Annotated in this window: 19 protein-coding genes; 5 read left to right on the top strand and 14 right to left on the bottom strand. The window is 47.1% G+C overall.

Features of this window, described 5'->3' with window-relative positions; all coding sequences use genetic code 11:
* Positions 1-64 precede the first annotated feature (64 nt).
* On the top strand, positions 65-742 hold the full coding sequence (locus B5E53_RS01400) for a helix-turn-helix domain-containing protein (RefSeq protein ID WP_087312016.1): 678 nt from the start codon (positions 65-67) through the stop codon (positions 740-742).
* On the top strand, positions 739-1,641 hold the full coding sequence (locus tag B5E53_RS01395; RefSeq protein ID WP_140401420.1) for an IS3 family transposase: 903 nt from the start codon (positions 739-741) through the stop codon (positions 1,639-1,641). Before B5E53_RS01400 ends, B5E53_RS01395 begins: the two co-directional genes overlap by 4 nt.
* 104 nt (positions 1,642-1,745) lie before the next feature.
* Here B5E53_RS01395 and B5E53_RS01390 read toward each other — a convergent pair whose 3' ends face one another.
* The 8 genes from B5E53_RS01390 to B5E53_RS01355 form a co-directional block, all read right to left on the bottom strand.
* Positions 1,746-2,117 (bottom strand): Hpt domain-containing protein, encoded by a 372-nt coding sequence (locus B5E53_RS01390; RefSeq protein ID WP_087312012.1) that lies wholly within the window; start codon positions 2,115-2,117, stop codon positions 1,746-1,748.
* Between the two features lie 104 nt (positions 2,118-2,221).
* Positions 2,222-3,427, bottom strand: coding sequence for a [FeFe] hydrogenase H-cluster maturation GTPase HydF (gene hydF, locus B5E53_RS01385; protein WP_087312010.1), 1,206 nt, complete (start codon positions 3,425-3,427; stop codon positions 2,222-2,224).
* 254 nt (positions 3,428-3,681) lie between these two features.
* The gene (locus B5E53_RS01380; protein ID WP_242963468.1) at positions 3,682-4,146 is read right to left on the bottom strand and encodes a transcriptional repressor; all 465 of its coding nucleotides are present in this window, start codon (positions 4,144-4,146) and stop codon (positions 3,682-3,684) included.
* The gene (gene feoB / locus B5E53_RS01375; RefSeq protein ID WP_087312008.1) at positions 4,136-6,328 is read right to left on the bottom strand and encodes a ferrous iron transport protein B; all 2,193 of its coding nucleotides are present in this window, start codon (positions 6,326-6,328) and stop codon (positions 4,136-4,138) included. The genes B5E53_RS01380 and feoB overlap by 11 nt, the downstream gene beginning before the upstream one ends.
* A gap of 91 nt (positions 6,329-6,419) precedes the next feature.
* Positions 6,420-6,659 (bottom strand): FeoA family protein, encoded by a 240-nt coding sequence (locus B5E53_RS01370; protein WP_087312006.1) that lies wholly within the window; start codon positions 6,657-6,659, stop codon positions 6,420-6,422.
* 52 nt (positions 6,660-6,711) lie between these two features.
* Positions 6,712-6,924, bottom strand: coding sequence for a FeoA family protein (locus B5E53_RS01365; RefSeq protein ID WP_087312004.1), 213 nt, complete (start codon positions 6,922-6,924; stop codon positions 6,712-6,714).
* Between the two features lie 168 nt (positions 6,925-7,092).
* Complete coding sequence (locus B5E53_RS01360) at positions 7,093-7,524, bottom strand: flavodoxin (protein ID WP_087312002.1); 432 nt, start codon at positions 7,522-7,524, stop codon at positions 7,093-7,095.
* A gap of 4 nt (positions 7,525-7,528) precedes the next feature.
* Positions 7,529-8,122 (bottom strand): DUF3793 family protein, encoded by a 594-nt coding sequence (locus B5E53_RS01355; protein ID WP_087312000.1) that lies wholly within the window; start codon positions 8,120-8,122, stop codon positions 7,529-7,531.
* 237 nt (positions 8,123-8,359) lie between these two features.
* Here B5E53_RS01355 and B5E53_RS01350 point away from each other — a divergent pair, with 237 nt between their 5' ends.
* A complete protein-coding gene (locus tag B5E53_RS01350; protein ID WP_087311998.1) occupies positions 8,360-8,635 on the top strand; it encodes an AbrB/MazE/SpoVT family DNA-binding domain-containing protein in 276 nt (91 codons plus the stop codon).
* Positions 8,636-8,653: 18 nt separating this feature from the next.
* On the top strand, positions 8,654-8,812 hold the full coding sequence (locus tag B5E53_RS01345; protein ID WP_242963467.1) for a hypothetical protein: 159 nt from the start codon (positions 8,654-8,656) through the stop codon (positions 8,810-8,812).
* A gap of 76 nt (positions 8,813-8,888) precedes the next feature.
* Here B5E53_RS01345 and B5E53_RS19625 read toward each other — a convergent pair whose 3' ends face one another.
* Both B5E53_RS19625 and B5E53_RS19620 read right to left on the bottom strand, forming a co-directional pair.
* The gene (locus B5E53_RS19625) at positions 8,889-9,536 is read right to left on the bottom strand and encodes an MATE family efflux transporter (protein ID WP_242963476.1); all 648 of its coding nucleotides are present in this window, start codon (positions 9,534-9,536) and stop codon (positions 8,889-8,891) included.
* A 35-nt stretch (positions 9,537-9,571) separates the two neighbouring features.
* Positions 9,572-9,892: an MATE family efflux transporter gene (locus tag B5E53_RS19620; RefSeq protein ID WP_242963466.1), complete on the bottom strand. Its 321-nt coding sequence runs from the start codon at positions 9,890-9,892 to the stop codon at positions 9,572-9,574.
* Between the two features lie 171 nt (positions 9,893-10,063).
* Between B5E53_RS19620 and B5E53_RS01335 the strand changes: the two genes are divergently transcribed.
* On the top strand, positions 10,064-10,894 hold the full coding sequence (locus tag B5E53_RS01335; protein ID WP_162611737.1) for a MerR family transcriptional regulator: 831 nt from the start codon (positions 10,064-10,066) through the stop codon (positions 10,892-10,894).
* Positions 10,895-10,915: 21 nt separating this feature from the next.
* On the opposite strand, the gene B5E53_RS20030 is transcribed toward B5E53_RS01335, so the two are convergent.
* From B5E53_RS20030 to B5E53_RS01320, 4 genes are all read right to left on the bottom strand, one after another.
* Positions 10,916-11,119: a hypothetical protein gene (locus B5E53_RS20030; RefSeq protein WP_343215569.1), complete on the bottom strand. Its 204-nt coding sequence runs from the start codon at positions 11,117-11,119 to the stop codon at positions 10,916-10,918.
* Positions 11,116-12,252: an MATE family efflux transporter gene (locus B5E53_RS01330; RefSeq protein ID WP_343215568.1), complete on the bottom strand. Its 1,137-nt coding sequence runs from the start codon at positions 12,250-12,252 to the stop codon at positions 11,116-11,118. The genes B5E53_RS20030 and B5E53_RS01330 overlap by 4 nt, the downstream gene beginning before the upstream one ends.
* A 341-nt stretch (positions 12,253-12,593) precedes the next feature.
* The gene (locus B5E53_RS01325) at positions 12,594-14,858 is read right to left on the bottom strand and encodes an EAL domain-containing protein (RefSeq protein ID WP_087311994.1); all 2,265 of its coding nucleotides are present in this window, start codon (positions 14,856-14,858) and stop codon (positions 12,594-12,596) included.
* 62 nt (positions 14,859-14,920) lie between these two features.
* Positions 14,921-15,697, bottom strand: a complete 777-nt coding sequence (locus B5E53_RS01320) for a heparan-alpha-glucosaminide N-acetyltransferase (RefSeq protein ID WP_087312215.1) — start codon at positions 15,695-15,697, stop codon at positions 14,921-14,923.
* Positions 15,698-15,732: the final 35 nt, after the last annotated feature.

Raw genomic sequence — 15,732 nt, 5'->3', positions numbered from 1 at the left:
ATATGCTCCCCTTTAGGTAGACAGTTGAAATAATAAAACTGTTTATCTGGAGGGGAGTTTTATTATGGCTAGAGGAATATTACCAGAAGTGAAGCTACGGGCCGTAAAAGATTACATTTCAGGAAACGGATCCTATCTATCACACGCCAGCGAACTTGGAGTGGGTAAAACCGTTTTTAGAAGATGGGTTAACAAGTATAAAGCATTCGGAGAATCCGCTTTCCTCAGAACAGGGCACAATCAATCTTATTCGGCCTCCTTTAAAAAAGATGTTGTTGAAGCGTATCTAAACGGGGAAGGATCTTACGGGGAACTGGCACTCACCTATAACATTCCTTCCGAAGATACAATCAGGAAGTGGGTTTTGAGGTATAATGGACATGAGAAGCTGAAAGCTTCCGGAACAGGAGGAAATGCTATCATGACCAAAGGAAGAAAAACCACCTTCGATGAACGGGTCGAAATCGTGCAATACTGCATCGCCCATGATCATAATTATGCCAAGACATCAGAACAGTTTAAGATTTCTTACCAACAGGCACGTAATTATACTATAAAATACGAGAAGCAGGGAGTGGAGGCTCTTCGTGACAGACGTGGAAAACGAAAACCAGAAGCGGAAATGTCAGAACTCGAAAAGCTGCGGGCAGAAAACCGGATTTTGCGGGCAGAAAAAGAACACGCGCAAATGGAGGCGGACTTCCTAAAAAAACTTGCAGAAATCGAAAGGAGGCGGGGCTGAGCCGGCAAAGAAACAAACACATTTATCAGGTAATCAAAGAGGAACATGAAGAACACCATTACTCGATCCGTTCCTTATGTAAGCTTGGCGGCATTACAAGAGCGGCTTACTACAAATGGCTGAACCGTATAGAAACAGCAAATGACCGGCTGAACAAACAGATTTCCGACCGGTTAGAAGCACTCCATCAAGAACATCCTGACATGGGATATCGGAGATTAAACGATAAACTCCGTCACGATAATGGCATCAAAGTAAATGATAAGAGGATCCTGCGTATATGTAGAAAACAGCAGATAAGATCAAACTTGAAATATCGTTATGACGGCTGCACCAGGCCATCGAAAAATCCAGCTTTTCTAGCAGAAAATATTTTAAACAGAGACTTTCATGCAGATGGATTAAACAAGAAATGGGTGACTGATGTAACAGAGTTTAAGTACGGTACTTCATTTGACCATATCCATAAACTTTACCTGAGTGTGATTCTGGACTTATGTGATCATCGTCCGGTTGCATATGTGTTAAGCGATCACAATAACAATCAGCTTGTATTTGATACTTTCGATCTGGCAGTAAAGAACAATCCGGGAGCTCATCCAATCTTTCATAGTGACCGGGGCTTCCAATACACTTCCCGCGCGTTTCACCAAAAGCTGGTAGATGCGGGAATGACACAGAGTATGTCCCGGGTAGCACACTGTACGGATAATGGACCTATGGAGGGATTCTGGGGGATACTAAAACGCGAAATGTATTATGGAAAGAAGTATCATACCAGAGAGGATCTTGTACAAGCGATAACGGCATATATAGACTATTACATAAATGACCGCCCGCAAAGGGGCCTTGATGTATTAACACCGTTTGAATTTCATGAACGGTTATTAGCCGCATAAAAATATTGCCCGGTACAAACCGGGCAACACAAAAATTTTATTTTTTTCATTGTCTACTTGACGGGTAGCACACCACTTTGTCAGCCGCGTCTCCTTTTCTTCTTTTATATGTACTTTTGTATTACAGAAACAATCCTCTTGTGTTCTTCAAACAGAGCCTCCACCGCTCCCTCCAGCTGATCCAGCTGCTCTGGCCGCTTATCTCTGGTAGCTTCCACTATCGGTACATCCATCTCGTACAGATGCTTCATCCCCAGATTCGTGTATACGCCTTTGAGCGTGTGAGAATGGAAAAATACGTCCTCCACGTTATGCTGCCGGAAGGCGTCCAGAAGCTCATCTATCTGCGGATCGTCCGCAAACAGACCAAGCAGTTCCACGTACAGATCCTCCATATCCATGCAGCGCGTCAGGGCGTCCTTCACATCGCATTGTTCTTTTTCCAGTGCCTCTATTACCTTATACTTGTCTGTCATCCCATCCGCTTTCCTTTCTCACCGGGGCCAGACGGCCCTTTTCCCAAAAAAGTATAACAAAAAAAGATGAAAAAACAAAGGTTTTTCGACAAAAAAACTCTTCCTTATTTTTCCAGCAGCCGCGCCAGATACGGAAATACTTCCACGCTTCTCTTTAAGATGCCATGAAGATAAGCGATGGCGATCCCGTAGTTGGTGATCGGCACCTGCTGGTCCCCGGCACATTTCATCCGGTAACGAACCTCTCTCTCATTTAACATACAGCCGCCGCAGTGAATGACCAGGGAATACGGAGACAAGTCTTCCGGAAATCCCAGACCGGAGCTGGTCTCAATCTCCAGGTTTTTTCCGGTATATTGCTTTAACCACCGCGGAATCTTTACAGTGCCGATATCGTCGCACTGGCGGTGATGGGTGCATCCCTCCGCGATGAGTATTTTATCGCCGTCTTTTAACCGGTCAATAGCGGCCACTCCTTCCACCGCTGTGTCCAAAAGTCCCTTGTATCTTGCCATCAGAATAGAAAAGGAAGTGAGGAGAATATCCTCCGGCACATCGGCAGAAACCTTTCCGAAAGCCTGGCTGTCAGTGATCACCATGGCAGGCTTCTCTGATAATTTCGGCAGAATCTCCGGCAGCTCCGTCTCTTTTACACAGACGGCTGCTCCTCCGGCCTCCAGAATATCCCGGATCACCTGCTGCTGAGGAAGAATCAGACGGCCCTTCGGCGCCGCGCTGTCGATCGGGATCACAAGGACCACCAGATCTCCCGCATGGATCAGGTCACTGACCAGCGGACGCTCTGCGCCGGCATCTTTGCCAAACTGCGCGATCTTCTCCTTTAATTGATAAATGCCCTCTTCCTTCAGGGCGCTCACATAAATCTCATTGTCTTTGGCCGCCGGCACATTTTCCAGCAAGTCCTCTTTATTGTAGACCACAAGATAAGGGATCTCTTTCTCTTCAAAGAGGGAAATCAGTTCCCGGTCACAGTCGGTGCGGCCTTCCACTGCGTCCACCACCAGCACTGCCACATCGGTGCGGTTTAAAATCTGCTTTGTCTTCTGTACTCTTTTTTCACCTAAGGCCCCTTCATCGTCATATCCCGGCGTGTCGATGATCATCACCGGACCGATGGGCAGCAATTCCATGGCCTTACGCACCGGGTCTGTGGTAGTTCCCTTAGTCTCGGAGACCACCGCCATATCCTGTCCTGTCACAGCGTTGACCAGGCTTGACTTTCCCGCGTTTCTTTTTCCGAAAAATCCGATGTGTACTCTCTCACCGGACGGTGTGTCGTTTAATCCCATACTTTTTCCTTCTTTCTATATTTTATCTCTTTCTTCTCATTACTTTTGACATCTCTGTCCCGGAATGTCTGCCCTTTCCGCAGACCGATGCCGGCACACACAACTTTGTGCACGCACATGAACTTATTATAAAAAAACCTCTGTTTTTTTTCAAGCTGGCAGTCTCAAGAGCTAAAAAAAGAAAGAGAAGGTATGCATTATGCTAAAAAAAGAAACCGTGTCTCCCATCGGAAGCAGGATACACGGTCTCACTTTTATAGAGGTTCCTCTTTATCACAGGAACGCACAAATATATTTTTAATTTTCTGACGATCAATATAGCCGCAGGCTTTCAGGCCTTCCTCCACCACGCTGCGCCAGTTATCATCATCCAGCTGGCAGACCTGGTCGTCGTCAAGCTCCACGGTGCAGATATTTTTTGCCCCGCAGGGATTTCCGCAGGAGACCCGGTACATGTTTCTCCGGCTGATGGCGCCGATTTCCTCCAGCGTATTGATCATCCGGTAAACGGTGGCCGAACCGATTTTTTCATCTTCTTCCAAAGCCTTATAATAAATCTCCTTGCAGCAGGAACAGTCTTCTTTCAGAATGATATCCAGAAGCATTTTCCGCTGCTTGGTGATCCGGCACCCGTTTTCCCGCAGTCTTTTAATGATGATCTCTTTTTGCATTTTTGTTCGCTGATAACAGTCCTCAGAAGATAATTCTTTATCGCGCATTAGCCATGCCTTTCATACTCACATTGAGCGTCTTGCTTTCCTTATATGGACGGAAGAGCAGGTAAATGAAACCAATGACCAGAATCACTGCCACTACTGTTCCGATCCCGAATCCGCCGCCAGTTAAGAAGGTTCCGATCTGATAGATGCAGAGGGAAGCCACATAAGCCAGCAGAGTCTGATATCCAATGGCAATAAAGAACCATTTGATATTATTCATCTCTCTCTTGATGGCGCCCATGGCCGCGAAACAAGGAGCACACAGAAGGTTAAATACCAGGAAGGAGTAGGCTGCCACTGCAGTCATGCTGCCTGCCAGCTGTCCCCAGATCTCTGCTCCGTCTTCTGCAACTTCCGCAAAGCCGAAGAGAATACCGAAGGTACCAACCACGTTTTCTTTTGCAATAAGTCCGGTAACCGCTGCCACTGCCATTTTCCAGTCACCCCAGCCAAGTGGAGCAAACAGAGGAGCGATGACATTTCCGATGGCGGCAAGGATACTGCTGTCAAGCTGTTCTGCTTCCAGCATGGTGAACCGTCCGTCCACCCATCCAAAGCCCTGCAGGAACCACAGTACGATGGTAGATAATAAAATGATGGTTCCGGCTTTTTTGATGAAGGACCAGCCGCGCTCCCACATGCTCCGCAGTACATTTCCCACGGTTGGCAGATGGTAAGCCGGAAGCTCCATGACGAACGGAGCCGGATCTCCGGCAAACAGTTTTGTTTTCTTTAAAATGATACCAGAGCAGATGATCGCCGCGATACCTACAAAATAGGCACTCGGTGCCACCCACCACGCGCCGTTAAAGAGCGCGCCTGCGATGAGGGCGATGATCGGCAGTTTGGCACCGCAGGGAACGAAGGTTGTGGTCATGATCGTCATCTTACGGTCTCTGTCGTTTTCAATGGTACGGGAAGCCATGATTCCCGGAACACCGCAGCCGCTTCCGATGAGCATCGGAATGAAGGACTTTCCGGAAAGGCCGAATTTACGGAAAATCCGGTCCATGATGAAGGCAACACGCGCCATATATCCGCATCCTTCCAGGAATGCCAGGAAAATAAACAGTACGAGCATCTGCGGAACGAAACCAAGTACTGCGCCCACGCCGGCCACGATACCGTCTAAGATCAGGCTCTGCAGCCATGCCGCGCAGCCGATGGCGTTCAGTGCACCTTCAATGAGAGACGGGATACTCGGCACGAAAAGGGCTTCGATACCGAAAAGATGCCAGCCGTCCGCAAACACGCCGTCATTCATCCAGTCTGTGGCCCAGGTTCCTACGGTTGTCACGGATACATAGTACACAATGAACATGACCGCCGCAAAAATCGGCAGAGCCAGGAACCGATTGGTTACGATCTTATCAATTTTATCTGAAGTTGTTAATTTCTCACCCTTTGCCTTTGTGACACAATCATGGATGATGGATGAAATGTATGTATATCTTTCATTGGTGATGATACTTTCCGTATCGTCATCAAACTTGTCTTCCAACGCTTTGATCTGAGCGGAAACATCCGGTACTCTGGAAAGCTGTTCACCGATCTTATCATCTTTTTCCAGAAGCTTGATGGCGAAGAACCGCTTCTGTTCCTCCGGGACTTCACTGCCGAGCATGGAAGCCACATCTTCGATGATATTTTCCACCTCGGAATCAAAGCTGTGTACCGGCATGGCTGCCTGCTTCCTCTGGGCCAGACCCACGGCTTTTTCGGACAGTTTCCTGATTCCGGTTCCCTTCAGGGCAGAAATCTCAACCACCTCGCAGCCAAGTTTATCGGCCAGCTTGTTGACATAGATCTTATCCCCGCTCTTTTCCAGAATATCTATCATATTCACTGCCATGATCACAGGAATACCCAGCTCCATGAGCTGTGTGGAGAGATAAAGGTTACGCTCGATATTTGTACCATCAATAATATTGATGATGGCGTCCGGTCTCTCTCCGATCAGATAATTCCGGGCAACCACTTCCTCCAGTGTATATGGAGATAAGGAATAAATTCCCGGCAGATCCATGATCACGACATCTTTATGTCCTTTTAATTTTCCTTCTTTTTTCTCCACTGTAACGCCCGGCCAGTTTCCCACAAACTGATTGGATCCGGTCAGTGCGTTGAACAGTGTCGTTTTACCGCAGTTAGGATTACCTGCTAACGCAATTTTCAATGACATTTTCATGCTCCTTTTCTCGATAGATTATTCATACTTAGAATAGATTGTTCATACTAAAATTAGTAAATACTAACCTCTGCGTCAAAAAAAATCAGCCAATCAAAATCATATCGGCATCTGCTTTTCGCAAAGATAATTCATATCCGCGGACCGTCACTTCCACCGGATCCCCCAGCGGCGCAACCTTACGAACATAGATATCCACACCCTTTGTGATTCCCATATCCATAATCCTCCTCTTCACCGGTCCGTCGCCCGTCAGCTTCTTCACTTTGACGGTCTGCCCGATTTTTGCGTCACGCAAAGTTTTTGTTCCAACATTCTTTTCCATTCATCCAGTCTCCTATCCAGTATAAAATTTCAGAGAATCTCTGAAGCCACGACTAAACCATAATCTTATTCGCCATGTCTTTCCCTATGGCAACCCTGGAATCTTTCACATTGACGATAACGTTCCCGCCCACCTGTGAAATAAGGGTCACGGTGCCTCCCGTCACAAATCCAAGATTCTCAAGAAACTTCCGGGTCTCTTCCCGTCCTCCCACGCGTTTGATTGTAATTGGTTCGCCGACATCGGCCATAGTCAGTGGCATCATCTCATCCTCTTTCTTTTTGTATGTATTCGCGATTACGCTTATCACAAAGTTAGTATATGCTAATCAAAATAAGTTGTCAATAACATAATTGAGAAAAATTATCAATAATCTACCTTTTTCTTCCTGCTGTCCATGACAGTTCTTTTTTGAAATTTCAGAAGAGGCAGATCAGATCTGCGCCATCTGTTTTCCAAGAGATTTCAGCTCGTCAAGCGCAGCGTCATCCGGCATCTCCTGACAGATAAATCCTTCACCGTTTACAAGCTCTGCGCCGGCACCGCTCATTCTCTCCTCCCAGTCTCTCATCCACTGGCCGTCTCCCCAGCCATAGGAACCGAATAAGAGAATCTTCTTTCCGGAAGCAAAGCCTTCCACTTCTTCCACAAACGGCTCCATCTCCATCTCTTCCAGCACTTCCGCTCCCATGGCCGGGCAGCCCAGCGCAAACACTTTTGCCGCCTTCAGATCATCCATGGATGCGCTCCCCACTTCCACAACAACAGCTTCCTTGCCGGCTTCACCGATACCTTCACCGATGGCCTCCGCCATAGCCTGTGTATTTCCTGTCTGTGACCAGTAAACAACATATAATTTTTCCATTGATTCATCCTCCTGCTACTTGTATTAATTCCTGAATTTCTTTTCCATCAAAGATGGCCCGAATCAGACGCTCCCTCGCCAGTTCAAACTTCTGAAACAGATTCAGCTTGGCCGCCGGATCAGCATACACCTGCCAGTAGCCCGTACAGAGATAGTTCCGCCCTTTATTATCCATATAGCCTTTCACATCTTCCGCCGGATAGCCCAGAAGAAGCCCCAGCTCATGGGGAAATTCCCCTTCCTTTTTCATGTAAGAGCGGTATTTCTTTCTGACGGAATGGAGTACTTCATAGAAGCCCTTCCCCTCATACCCCAGCACGCGAAGCAGGTCGGAAACTTCCCTGCTGGCTAAATACTCTTTCACCCACTGCTCATGATAAATGAGCATGGTGGTCTTCTTATCCATGCGCGCCAGACGGGCGCAGGAAATTTTTGTTCCATTTAAAATTCTCCTGGCATCCGCTTCATTCTCGCTGGCAATGATCAGCAGGTTGGATGCCTTTAACCCCGCGATCATCGGCGCGCATTGCAAAAGCAGCTGGACCTCCAGGGATTCCCGGTCTAATTTCTGTACGATTTCCAATGTTGCTCTGTTCATATGTTTTCCTCCTGGTTAGGTATTTCTAACTCAAATTAAATATACCTAATCAACGAGGATTCGTCAATACTTATTGTTGAGAGTTTTTTTCAGGAGAAGGCAGTAAAGTCCATCCTTCTGTTCATACTGACCCTGAAAAATAATTCCAACGGTTCACATTGATTTTTTACTTTTTCTGCGTATAATAAAAGTAGGGAAATCCCTACTTTCCATATTTCAGAAAGGTGGTGCAAAATCATGTTAACAAATGCATTTGTGGACAATGCCAAAGTTATGGCAAAGGGACAAATCACAATTCCAAAGGATGTCCGTGATGTACTTGGCGTATCAAGCGGTGACCGGGTCACTTTCATCGTTGAGGGCAACAGTGTCCGAATTGTCAATTCCGCTGTTTATGCTATGCAGATGCTTCAGCAGGAAATGGCCGGAGAAGCAGAACGCACCGGTTTGACCTCGGAAGATGATGTTATGGCTCTCGTCAAAGCATTGAGAAATGAGGACGAAAAAGAATGAGAGTTCTGATAGGAAAATATGACCGAAACACAAATCAGAGATGTTGATGACCGCCCTATTTTGAGAGCAGCCATTGAAGCGAAAACAGATGTGCTGCTGACCGGCGATAAGGATTTCTTAGAGTCCGGCGTAAAAAATCCGGCAATTATGACACCAGCAGAATTTTTGAACACCTGACTTACATCAAGGGGGCCGAGAGCTTTATACTCTCAGCCCCCTTGCGAATAGGGTCTCACATTTTCTTTGCTCCAGGCTACATCGACACCAGAAAGATTGCCGCTGCTTTTACGATGATACCTCTGCTTACCGCTATAATATTTGATTTCCAGGTCTGCTTCGTCGAATAAAAATAAGCTGTAAAAATCAAATTCACTGCCATGAACAGAAACGACAGTGCAAATACCGGAAGCGCACCAGACGCCATCTCAACCAGCTCAGCCTCACTGTTAAATAATCTTACAACCGGGATGCGGAAGACCACAAGGATCACATAGATAATCACAGATACCAGTAAATTAATCTTCATACCTGCGAGAAAGTCTGATTTTAGTTCCCCTTTGTCATTTTTACCAAATGCCTGTCCCCACAATGGCTGGAGGCCCTGCGCCACACCGGAAAGAATCGCATTTGCCAGCGAGTAGATAAAACTCAGCACACTGAAAGTTGCCACACCCATATCTCCCAGTGTGCCTGCCAGTACCCAGTTATAACAAAATGCAGTGACAGGTGTATTCAGCTGGGTGAAACACTCCGGCACACCACGGTTACAAATCTTTTTTGCCAAAGTGAAGGAACATTTATATCTGCATATCCTCAGGTCGCCTCTCTTGCGAATAAAATGGCTGATCAAAATCATAAAAGAAAGCAACTGCCCCAGCCCAGATGCAACTGCCGCTCCCATAATCCCCATCTTCATCGGAAAGATAAAAAGCCAGTCTAAAAAATGTTCGCGATCAGCAGAAGAACTGAAAGCAGGAAAGTCAGAACCAGCGCCGTCATGAACGCATCGTTCGCCCCTCTCTTATCACCCCGGCCCAGACGGATAGCAATTACCGTGGAGCTACCCATAGCAAATAAAGTAGATATTGCCACCAGTGTAGTGATAAACGGTACCGTAATATTAACTGCCGCCAGAGCAAGCGCCCTAACACCTCTTCCTACAAAGATTCCGTCAACGATATTGTACAAATAGGTAACGCACAGGCCGCCTGCCGATGGCAGAATATAGCGGGCCAATATTTTATTTTTTTCTCCCATACAAATGTACCTCTCTTCCTCTATATTTTCCTGTTCCTCAGGCGCACGCCGACATAAGTATTTTGCTCTGTTGACAACGTCCGTTTTCCACAGTATATTCTGTATAGTAACTAGATAGTCAAGGAAATATTGCGAAAAAAGAAAAATTAAAATGCAAAGGAAATGAAACATATGGAAAAGCATGAGAATGACAGTTATATGACAATCAGCGAGTTCTCCCGCATCTCAGAAATTAAACGAAAATCTTTGATTTTTTATGATAATACCGGAGTTTTTTCTCCTAAATACACCGCTCCCAACGGCTACCGATACTATACCCATGACCAGATTTATGTGATTTCAGTAATCAATGTTTTAAAAGAATTGGGGATGCCTCTGTCTGAAATCAAAGAATATACCTCAGACATCACTCCCGAAAACGCCATCTCACTTTTAAGAGAACAGGAAATAAAGCTTAATGATAAAATCGAAGAACTTCGGTCTATCCAGGATATGCTTGGAATCAAACTGCGGAAGCTGGAGGAAGGGGTCTCTTCTAAAACCGGTATCGTGCAGATACAATATTTTGACGAAATGCCCGTTTTCCTCAGCGATTCCTTTTCCGCCGACCGCCATCACATTCCCGATGATATCTGGCTGGATTTTTACATGAAATGTAAACAGCAGCATATTTCCTTCGGATACCCTGAAGGATACCTGATAGGGATGGAGAATCTTTTCCAGGCACAGACCTCCATCGTTTCCAACATCATTGCCTATGTACATGATGGAAAGTACGCCAACAGCACAATTCCCGCAGGAGATTATGTGACAGCTTATGGAGCAGGCGGTCTGGAAGATACGAAGAAAATATATGACCGTATATTTACCTTCATAAAAGAAAATAATTACCGCATCACAGGGGACGCTTATGAAGAACGTCTCATTGACGAAGTGGGCAGCTCCAGGAAAGACTGCCAGATGATAAGGGTGCGGGTCCGGGTCAGCACAGAAAAGAACTGACACGGACCCGGTGAAACAACTTTACAGAATCTCCTTCCCGGTGGGCAGATTCTTCGTATACCGTGCCATCATACACGCCACATAGATTGCCACCAGAAGCTCCGTCACCGGCATGGCAAACCAGAGCGCACCGGCTCCCGCAATGACCGGCAGAATCAGAATGAGGATGCCGCTGATGACAAGACCCCGGGATACGGAAACCACAAAGGCCGCCTGGGGTTTCATGACCGCCTGGAAATAATAGGTGGAAAAGATATTAAACGGCAGCAGCAAAAAAGACAGACCGTAGGTGCGGATGATGGCCGGCGCCATGGCGAGGACCGCTTCTGTCGGATCCATGAAGATGTAAATAAACTGGTTGGGAATCGCCAGGCAGAGAACCAGCCAGAACACGCCACGGTTCCCAGGGCATACCGGAGGGTCTGCCGGATCCGTCCGCTCTTTCCCGCACCAAAGTTAGTAGAAATGATCGGCTGGGAAGCCTGACCCACGCTGTAAGCGCAGCACTGGGCGAAGGTGCTGACATTGACAATAACCCCATATACGGACAGGGCGTTGGTTCCCAGATACGCCATGATCTGACGGTTAAACAGAATGGTCAGGATTCCCATGGCGATGTCGATAAAAAATGTGGAAAATCCTGTCACCGAGATTTCCCGGACTTTGTGTAAAATGCCTGTCGGGCGAACCAGCCGCAACGTATTTTTCTTCGTGAGGAAATGTGACGCCATCACAAGGATAGAAATTACCGTACCGATGGCCGTGGCAAGTCCCGCGCCGAAAGCTCCCATATCACAGGTAAACACGAAGAAATAGTCGCCAAAGATATTGAAGATGCCGCCTGCCAGCACTCCGGCGGTGGCAAGGGCCGGATTCTTATCATTTCTCAGATAGGCCGCCAGCGCCTGGGTAAACAGGAAGCAGGGCACAACAAACTTGATCGGCCGGACATATTCCCTGGCCAGAGCGAGGGTCTCTCCTTCCGCCCCAAAGAAAATCAAAAGCTCTCTGTCAAAAAATGCAATGGCAATCCAGACGATGGCTGCCAGAATCACCGCCCCGATCATGGATGTGGTGAAATACTCATTGGAGCGGCTGATTTCTTCCTCGTCATCGCTCCGTCCACGGATGGTGCTGAACAGCACAGAACCGCCGATTCCCATCAGAAGTCCCAGGCTGTAAATAATATTCCAGATGGGTGCCACCACCGCCAGCGCCGCCGTGCCCTCCGGTCCATGGTACTGGCCGACCATAGCCATATCCACGATGGAATAGATGGAGGTGATCAGCGCGCTGCCAAAGGCCGCCGCCAGATACTTAAAATACAAGGTGCGTATTTTCCCGTTTAAAAAATCCATAACAACTTTCTCTCCCTCTCAAAATTTCTCCTACTCCGGGCGCAGTCACTTTCCTGACAAAATTTTACTTCACGCCGGTATGCCCCTGTCCGGAGACGTTTTACCCCATGGCACTTCGTTGGAAATTCTACGAAAAAAAGCCGGATAAAGTACAGACATCTCAGTCCGTGCCTTTATCCAGCTCCTCATTTCCACCGAATGATTTACCCTCCGGGCAAGTGTCACTATTCTAGCATATCATTATTTTTGTGTCAATTTTTTTAACTTTCGCTTTGACTCTGCCCGCCAACCCTTTTCATTGGCTGTGCCGCTGCCTTTGCCGCACCTGGCTTTCTCCGGTTTCACTGTACCTGTTCCATGTATTTACGGTTAAACTCCTCCCTCGGTATCGGCCTGCTGTAATAGTATCCCTGCCCCAGATCGCAGCCCATATCAGAACACAGCTTTTCGTTTTCCTCGGTCTCCACACCTTCCACCACCGTGGAAATCTGAAGACGTCTGGTCAGCTGCACGATCTGTTCCATGATAATGCGGGCCCGGGCATCCCTGCCATCGCTGACTTCCATGAGAAATCCCCGGTCCAGCTTCAGTTCATCGATATGAAGGTTGCCGAGAATGTTGAGCGAAGAATAACCGCTTCCAAAATCATCCATGGAGATGCGAAATCCCTGCTCCTGCAGCAAAGAAATCTTATGATTCAGTTCATCCACATGATCCGCCGCCAGTCCTTCGAGAATCTCCAGCGTAATGAGATTGCCGGGGATATCGTATTTCTGAATCAGATTCGTCAAGGTCGTAATGTAATCATTTTCATAAAAAAGAAGTTTCGACTGATTGACCGAAATCCCCACCGGCTCCGTGCCCTCATTCATCCACTGGCGAATCTGCCGGCAGGCACATTCCACCATATAACGATCAAGCTTCGTACAAAAACCATTCTGTTCAAAAAGCGGAATAAATTCATCCGGATAGATCATGGAGCCATCCGCTTTCACCCATCGTACCAGCGCCTCAGCGCCCTTCAGCTGCCCTGTCCTAAGATCAACCTTCGGCTGCAGATAGAATTGAAATTCTCCGTCCCGCAGAGCCTGATGCATGTGACTTTCCACGTAGTTTTCTTTCTTTTCTTTCTCGTGCAGATCAGAATCGTAAAACCAGACATTATTCTGATAAGATCCTTTCGCCGTGGTCAGGGCAAACATTACATGGGTCATCAGCGGTGTCACATCTTTGTTATTCTCCTCGTTGGACGCTACTCCACAGTAAAGAAGAATCTGATAGTTATTGTGATGATGACTGGAAATATTGACAATGGCGCTCATGATATCCTGCAGCCTTGTCAGAATCTGCTCCCGGTCTGTGTCCAGGAGACACAGATAAAAGAGATCCGCCTTGTCTCTGGCAAAGAATTCCCCTTCTCTCATTTTCTGATCCAGAACTTCCTTCACTTCTCTAAGAAGTGTATCCCCGTATTCTCTGCCGAAAATCTCATTGATAAATTTAAACTGATGGATATTCAGAGCCGCCACCGACAATTTCCGGCCCTCCATCAGCCGCTTTGCCAGCTCCTGATTGAAATAAGGAAGATTTTTGGCTCCCGTGAGAGAATCATGATAAGCCCGATGCCAGAGCTCCCGGTTATTCCTCTGCACCATACGGAATCCGTAGATGAGCAGAAACAAAATGATCAGGGCCACACCGACAAGCGCCACGCCCATGATTCCCAGCACAGGATAAATGGACGAGTTGCTGTCCTGAAGAGTATCGACACACAACAGATACCAGCCGTTTAACCCTACCGGATCCAGAAGGACCTGATACCGCTCTCCCTCGTACATAAAAGAGGAAAACACCTTCTTCTGGTCTTTCATTTCCTGCTTTAACACATCCACTTCATCCGGATCAAAGTACGGCCCGTCAAAAATATTTGATATTTTTTCTTTTACCACAGAATTCTGAGACCGGACCAGGAAATTTCCCTCCGTGCCGACCATATGCAGATATCCGTTTCCTCCAAGAACTGTATTGCCGTTGATGATATCTGAAAAAATCTCAATCTGATCACTGGCCATCAGCACGCCGCTCAGCTCACCGTCAATGTAGACCGGAATGGCGTAAGCGAAAACTCTCCCGTCGATGGCGTCGCTTTTAAAAAGGCGTGACACACTCTTCTCACCCTCAAAAGCCTTCTCGATCACCGGATGAACCGCCTCATTGAGATCTTTATAACTCATATTCTTCTTCACACCCAGTCCCAGTGTGGATACAATACCGCTGCCATTCCCGTAAAAAAATGCCATGGTCCGAAAATTATTCTGTTTGTTGGACGTATCCAGCCGCCGGGCAAAAGAATCCCTGTCCTCGATCATTTCGCTGGTAAAAAAACTCGCCAGCGTATCCAGGCTCTGAAAATCCGACTCAATCTGTTTATTAATCCTGTTCTTATATTCTTCTGTCTCAATGGTCATCTGCTTTCTCGCAGAATCATTCATCGTCTGTGAGAGAGAATAAATGAGAAAACCTGTGATGATCACCATGATAAAGACAACTCCAATGATCAGTTTCACCATCTTTTTTATCTGCAAACGTGTCATTTTCTCATTCATATTTCCATCTCCCCCTGTCCTGTGCTTCTTTATCTCTATTATACACTAAAATCCCATGATTTCTATCTGTAAAATAGTACCTGCAGCAGCTGAAGCAGTACAAAAATCACCGGCTGATGCAGCAGATAAAGCAAAAGGCTGTGCTGTCCGATCCACCGCAGCAGGGGAATCCTCCCCTTTTCCAGAAAAGAGAGAAGCTTTTCCGCTTCCCGCCGCTTCAGGACACACCGGTACAGAAAATAACCGCTCAAATATAAAAACAGCCAGGGAATCAGAGAAAAGTAATCCGTGGAATAAAAATTTTCCGGGGGAAAACCAAAGAATGTCGTGGCAAGATTCTGATACCAGCCTTCCGGCAGACGCAGCAAACGCCATCCTTCAAAACCGAGAAACCCCTGGTTCACATTTCTTGCGAGTACAAAAAGAAGGGCACTGACCACAAGTCCCGGCACCGGACGGCACCGGGAAAGAACAGGCTGCAGCAGCGTCGTGACAAAGGCAGCTGTTCCCAGCAGGGTCAGAACCCCGAATATTACCCGGTCTTCCGGCAGGAACACGCAGGTGACCAGAGTCACCAGCAGTCCGCCGCCGAATACCAGACCGGCATGTCTGTATTTTTTCCGGCCAAATGTCCAGCAGAAACCAGACAGAAGGATGAAAGACCAGCAGATACTCTGCTGCCATATATATCCGGCAGTTCCCTGATACCACTGCGCCTCATATCCAAACATATAGACCAGATCCCACATTCCGTGGTAGAGCACCATACTGAGGAAGACCAGTCCCCGCAGTTCATCCAGAATCTGATACCGCACTCTCTTTCCTGTTTTTTCTGTCATCGGATCCTTCCTTTCTGTTTTGCCGTCCACAAAAG

Source organism: Eubacterium sp. An11 (assembly GCF_002161065.1).
GTDB classification, from domain to species: Bacteria; Bacillota; Clostridia; order Lachnospirales; family Lachnospiraceae; genus Anaerobutyricum; species Anaerobutyricum faecale.
Note: the sequence above shows the minus strand (reverse complement) of the source record. Positions and strands in the feature narration are given on the sequence as shown.

Bases quoted from the DNA above. Each gene is read 5' to 3' on its own strand.
- B5E53_RS01400 (WP_087312016.1), top strand. From the start codon at position 65: ATGGCTAGAGGAATATTACCAGAAGTGAAGCTACGGGCCGTAAAAGAT.
- B5E53_RS01390 (WP_087312012.1), bottom strand. From the start codon at position 2,117: ATGACAGACAAGTATAAGGTAATAGAGGCACTGGAAAAAGAACAATGC.
- hydF (WP_087312010.1), bottom strand. From the start codon at position 3,427: ATGGGATTAAACGACACACCGTCCGGTGAGAGAGTACACATCGGATTT.
- B5E53_RS01380 (WP_242963468.1), bottom strand. From the start codon at position 4,146: ATGCGCGATAAAGAATTATCTTCTGAGGACTGTTATCAGCGAACAAAA.
- feoB (WP_087312008.1), bottom strand. From the start codon at position 6,328: ATGTCATTGAAAATTGCGTTAGCAGGTAATCCTAACTGCGGTAAAACG.
- B5E53_RS01370 (WP_087312006.1), bottom strand. From the start codon at position 6,659: ATGGAAAAGAATGTTGGAACAAAAACTTTGCGTGACGCAAAAATCGGG.
- B5E53_RS01365 (WP_087312004.1), bottom strand. From the start codon at position 6,924: ATGATGCCACTGACTATGGCCGATGTCGGCGAACCAATTACAATCAAA.
- B5E53_RS01360 (WP_087312002.1), bottom strand. From the start codon at position 7,524: ATGGAAAAATTATATGTTGTTTACTGGTCACAGACAGGAAATACACAG.
- B5E53_RS01355 (WP_087312000.1), bottom strand. From the start codon at position 8,122: ATGAACAGAGCAACATTGGAAATCGTACAGAAATTAGACCGGGAATCC.
- B5E53_RS01350 (WP_087311998.1), top strand. From the start codon at position 8,360: ATGTTAACAAATGCATTTGTGGACAATGCCAAAGTTATGGCAAAGGGA.
- B5E53_RS01345 (WP_242963467.1), top strand. From the start codon at position 8,654: ATGACCGAAACACAAATCAGAGATGTTGATGACCGCCCTATTTTGAGA.
- B5E53_RS19625 (WP_242963476.1), bottom strand. From the start codon at position 9,536: ATGGGAGCGGCAGTTGCATCTGGGCTGGGGCAGTTGCTTTCTTTTATG.
- B5E53_RS19620 (WP_242963466.1), bottom strand. From the start codon at position 9,892: ATGGGAGAAAAAAATAAAATATTGGCCCGCTATATTCTGCCATCGGCA.
- B5E53_RS01335 (WP_162611737.1), top strand. From the start codon at position 10,064: ATGGAAAAGCATGAGAATGACAGTTATATGACAATCAGCGAGTTCTCC.
- B5E53_RS20030 (WP_343215569.1), bottom strand. From the start codon at position 11,119: ATGAAACCCCAGGCGGCCTTTGTGGTTTCCGTATCCCGGGGTCTTGTC.
- B5E53_RS01330 (WP_343215568.1), bottom strand. From the start codon at position 12,252: ATGGATTTTTTAAACGGGAAAATACGCACCTTGTATTTTAAGTATCTG.
- B5E53_RS01325 (WP_087311994.1), bottom strand. From the start codon at position 14,858: ATGAATGAGAAAATGACACGTTTGCAGATAAAAAAGATGGTGAAACTG.
- B5E53_RS01320 (WP_087312215.1), bottom strand. From the start codon at position 15,697: ATGACAGAAAAAACAGGAAAGAGAGTGCGGTATCAGATTCTGGATGAA.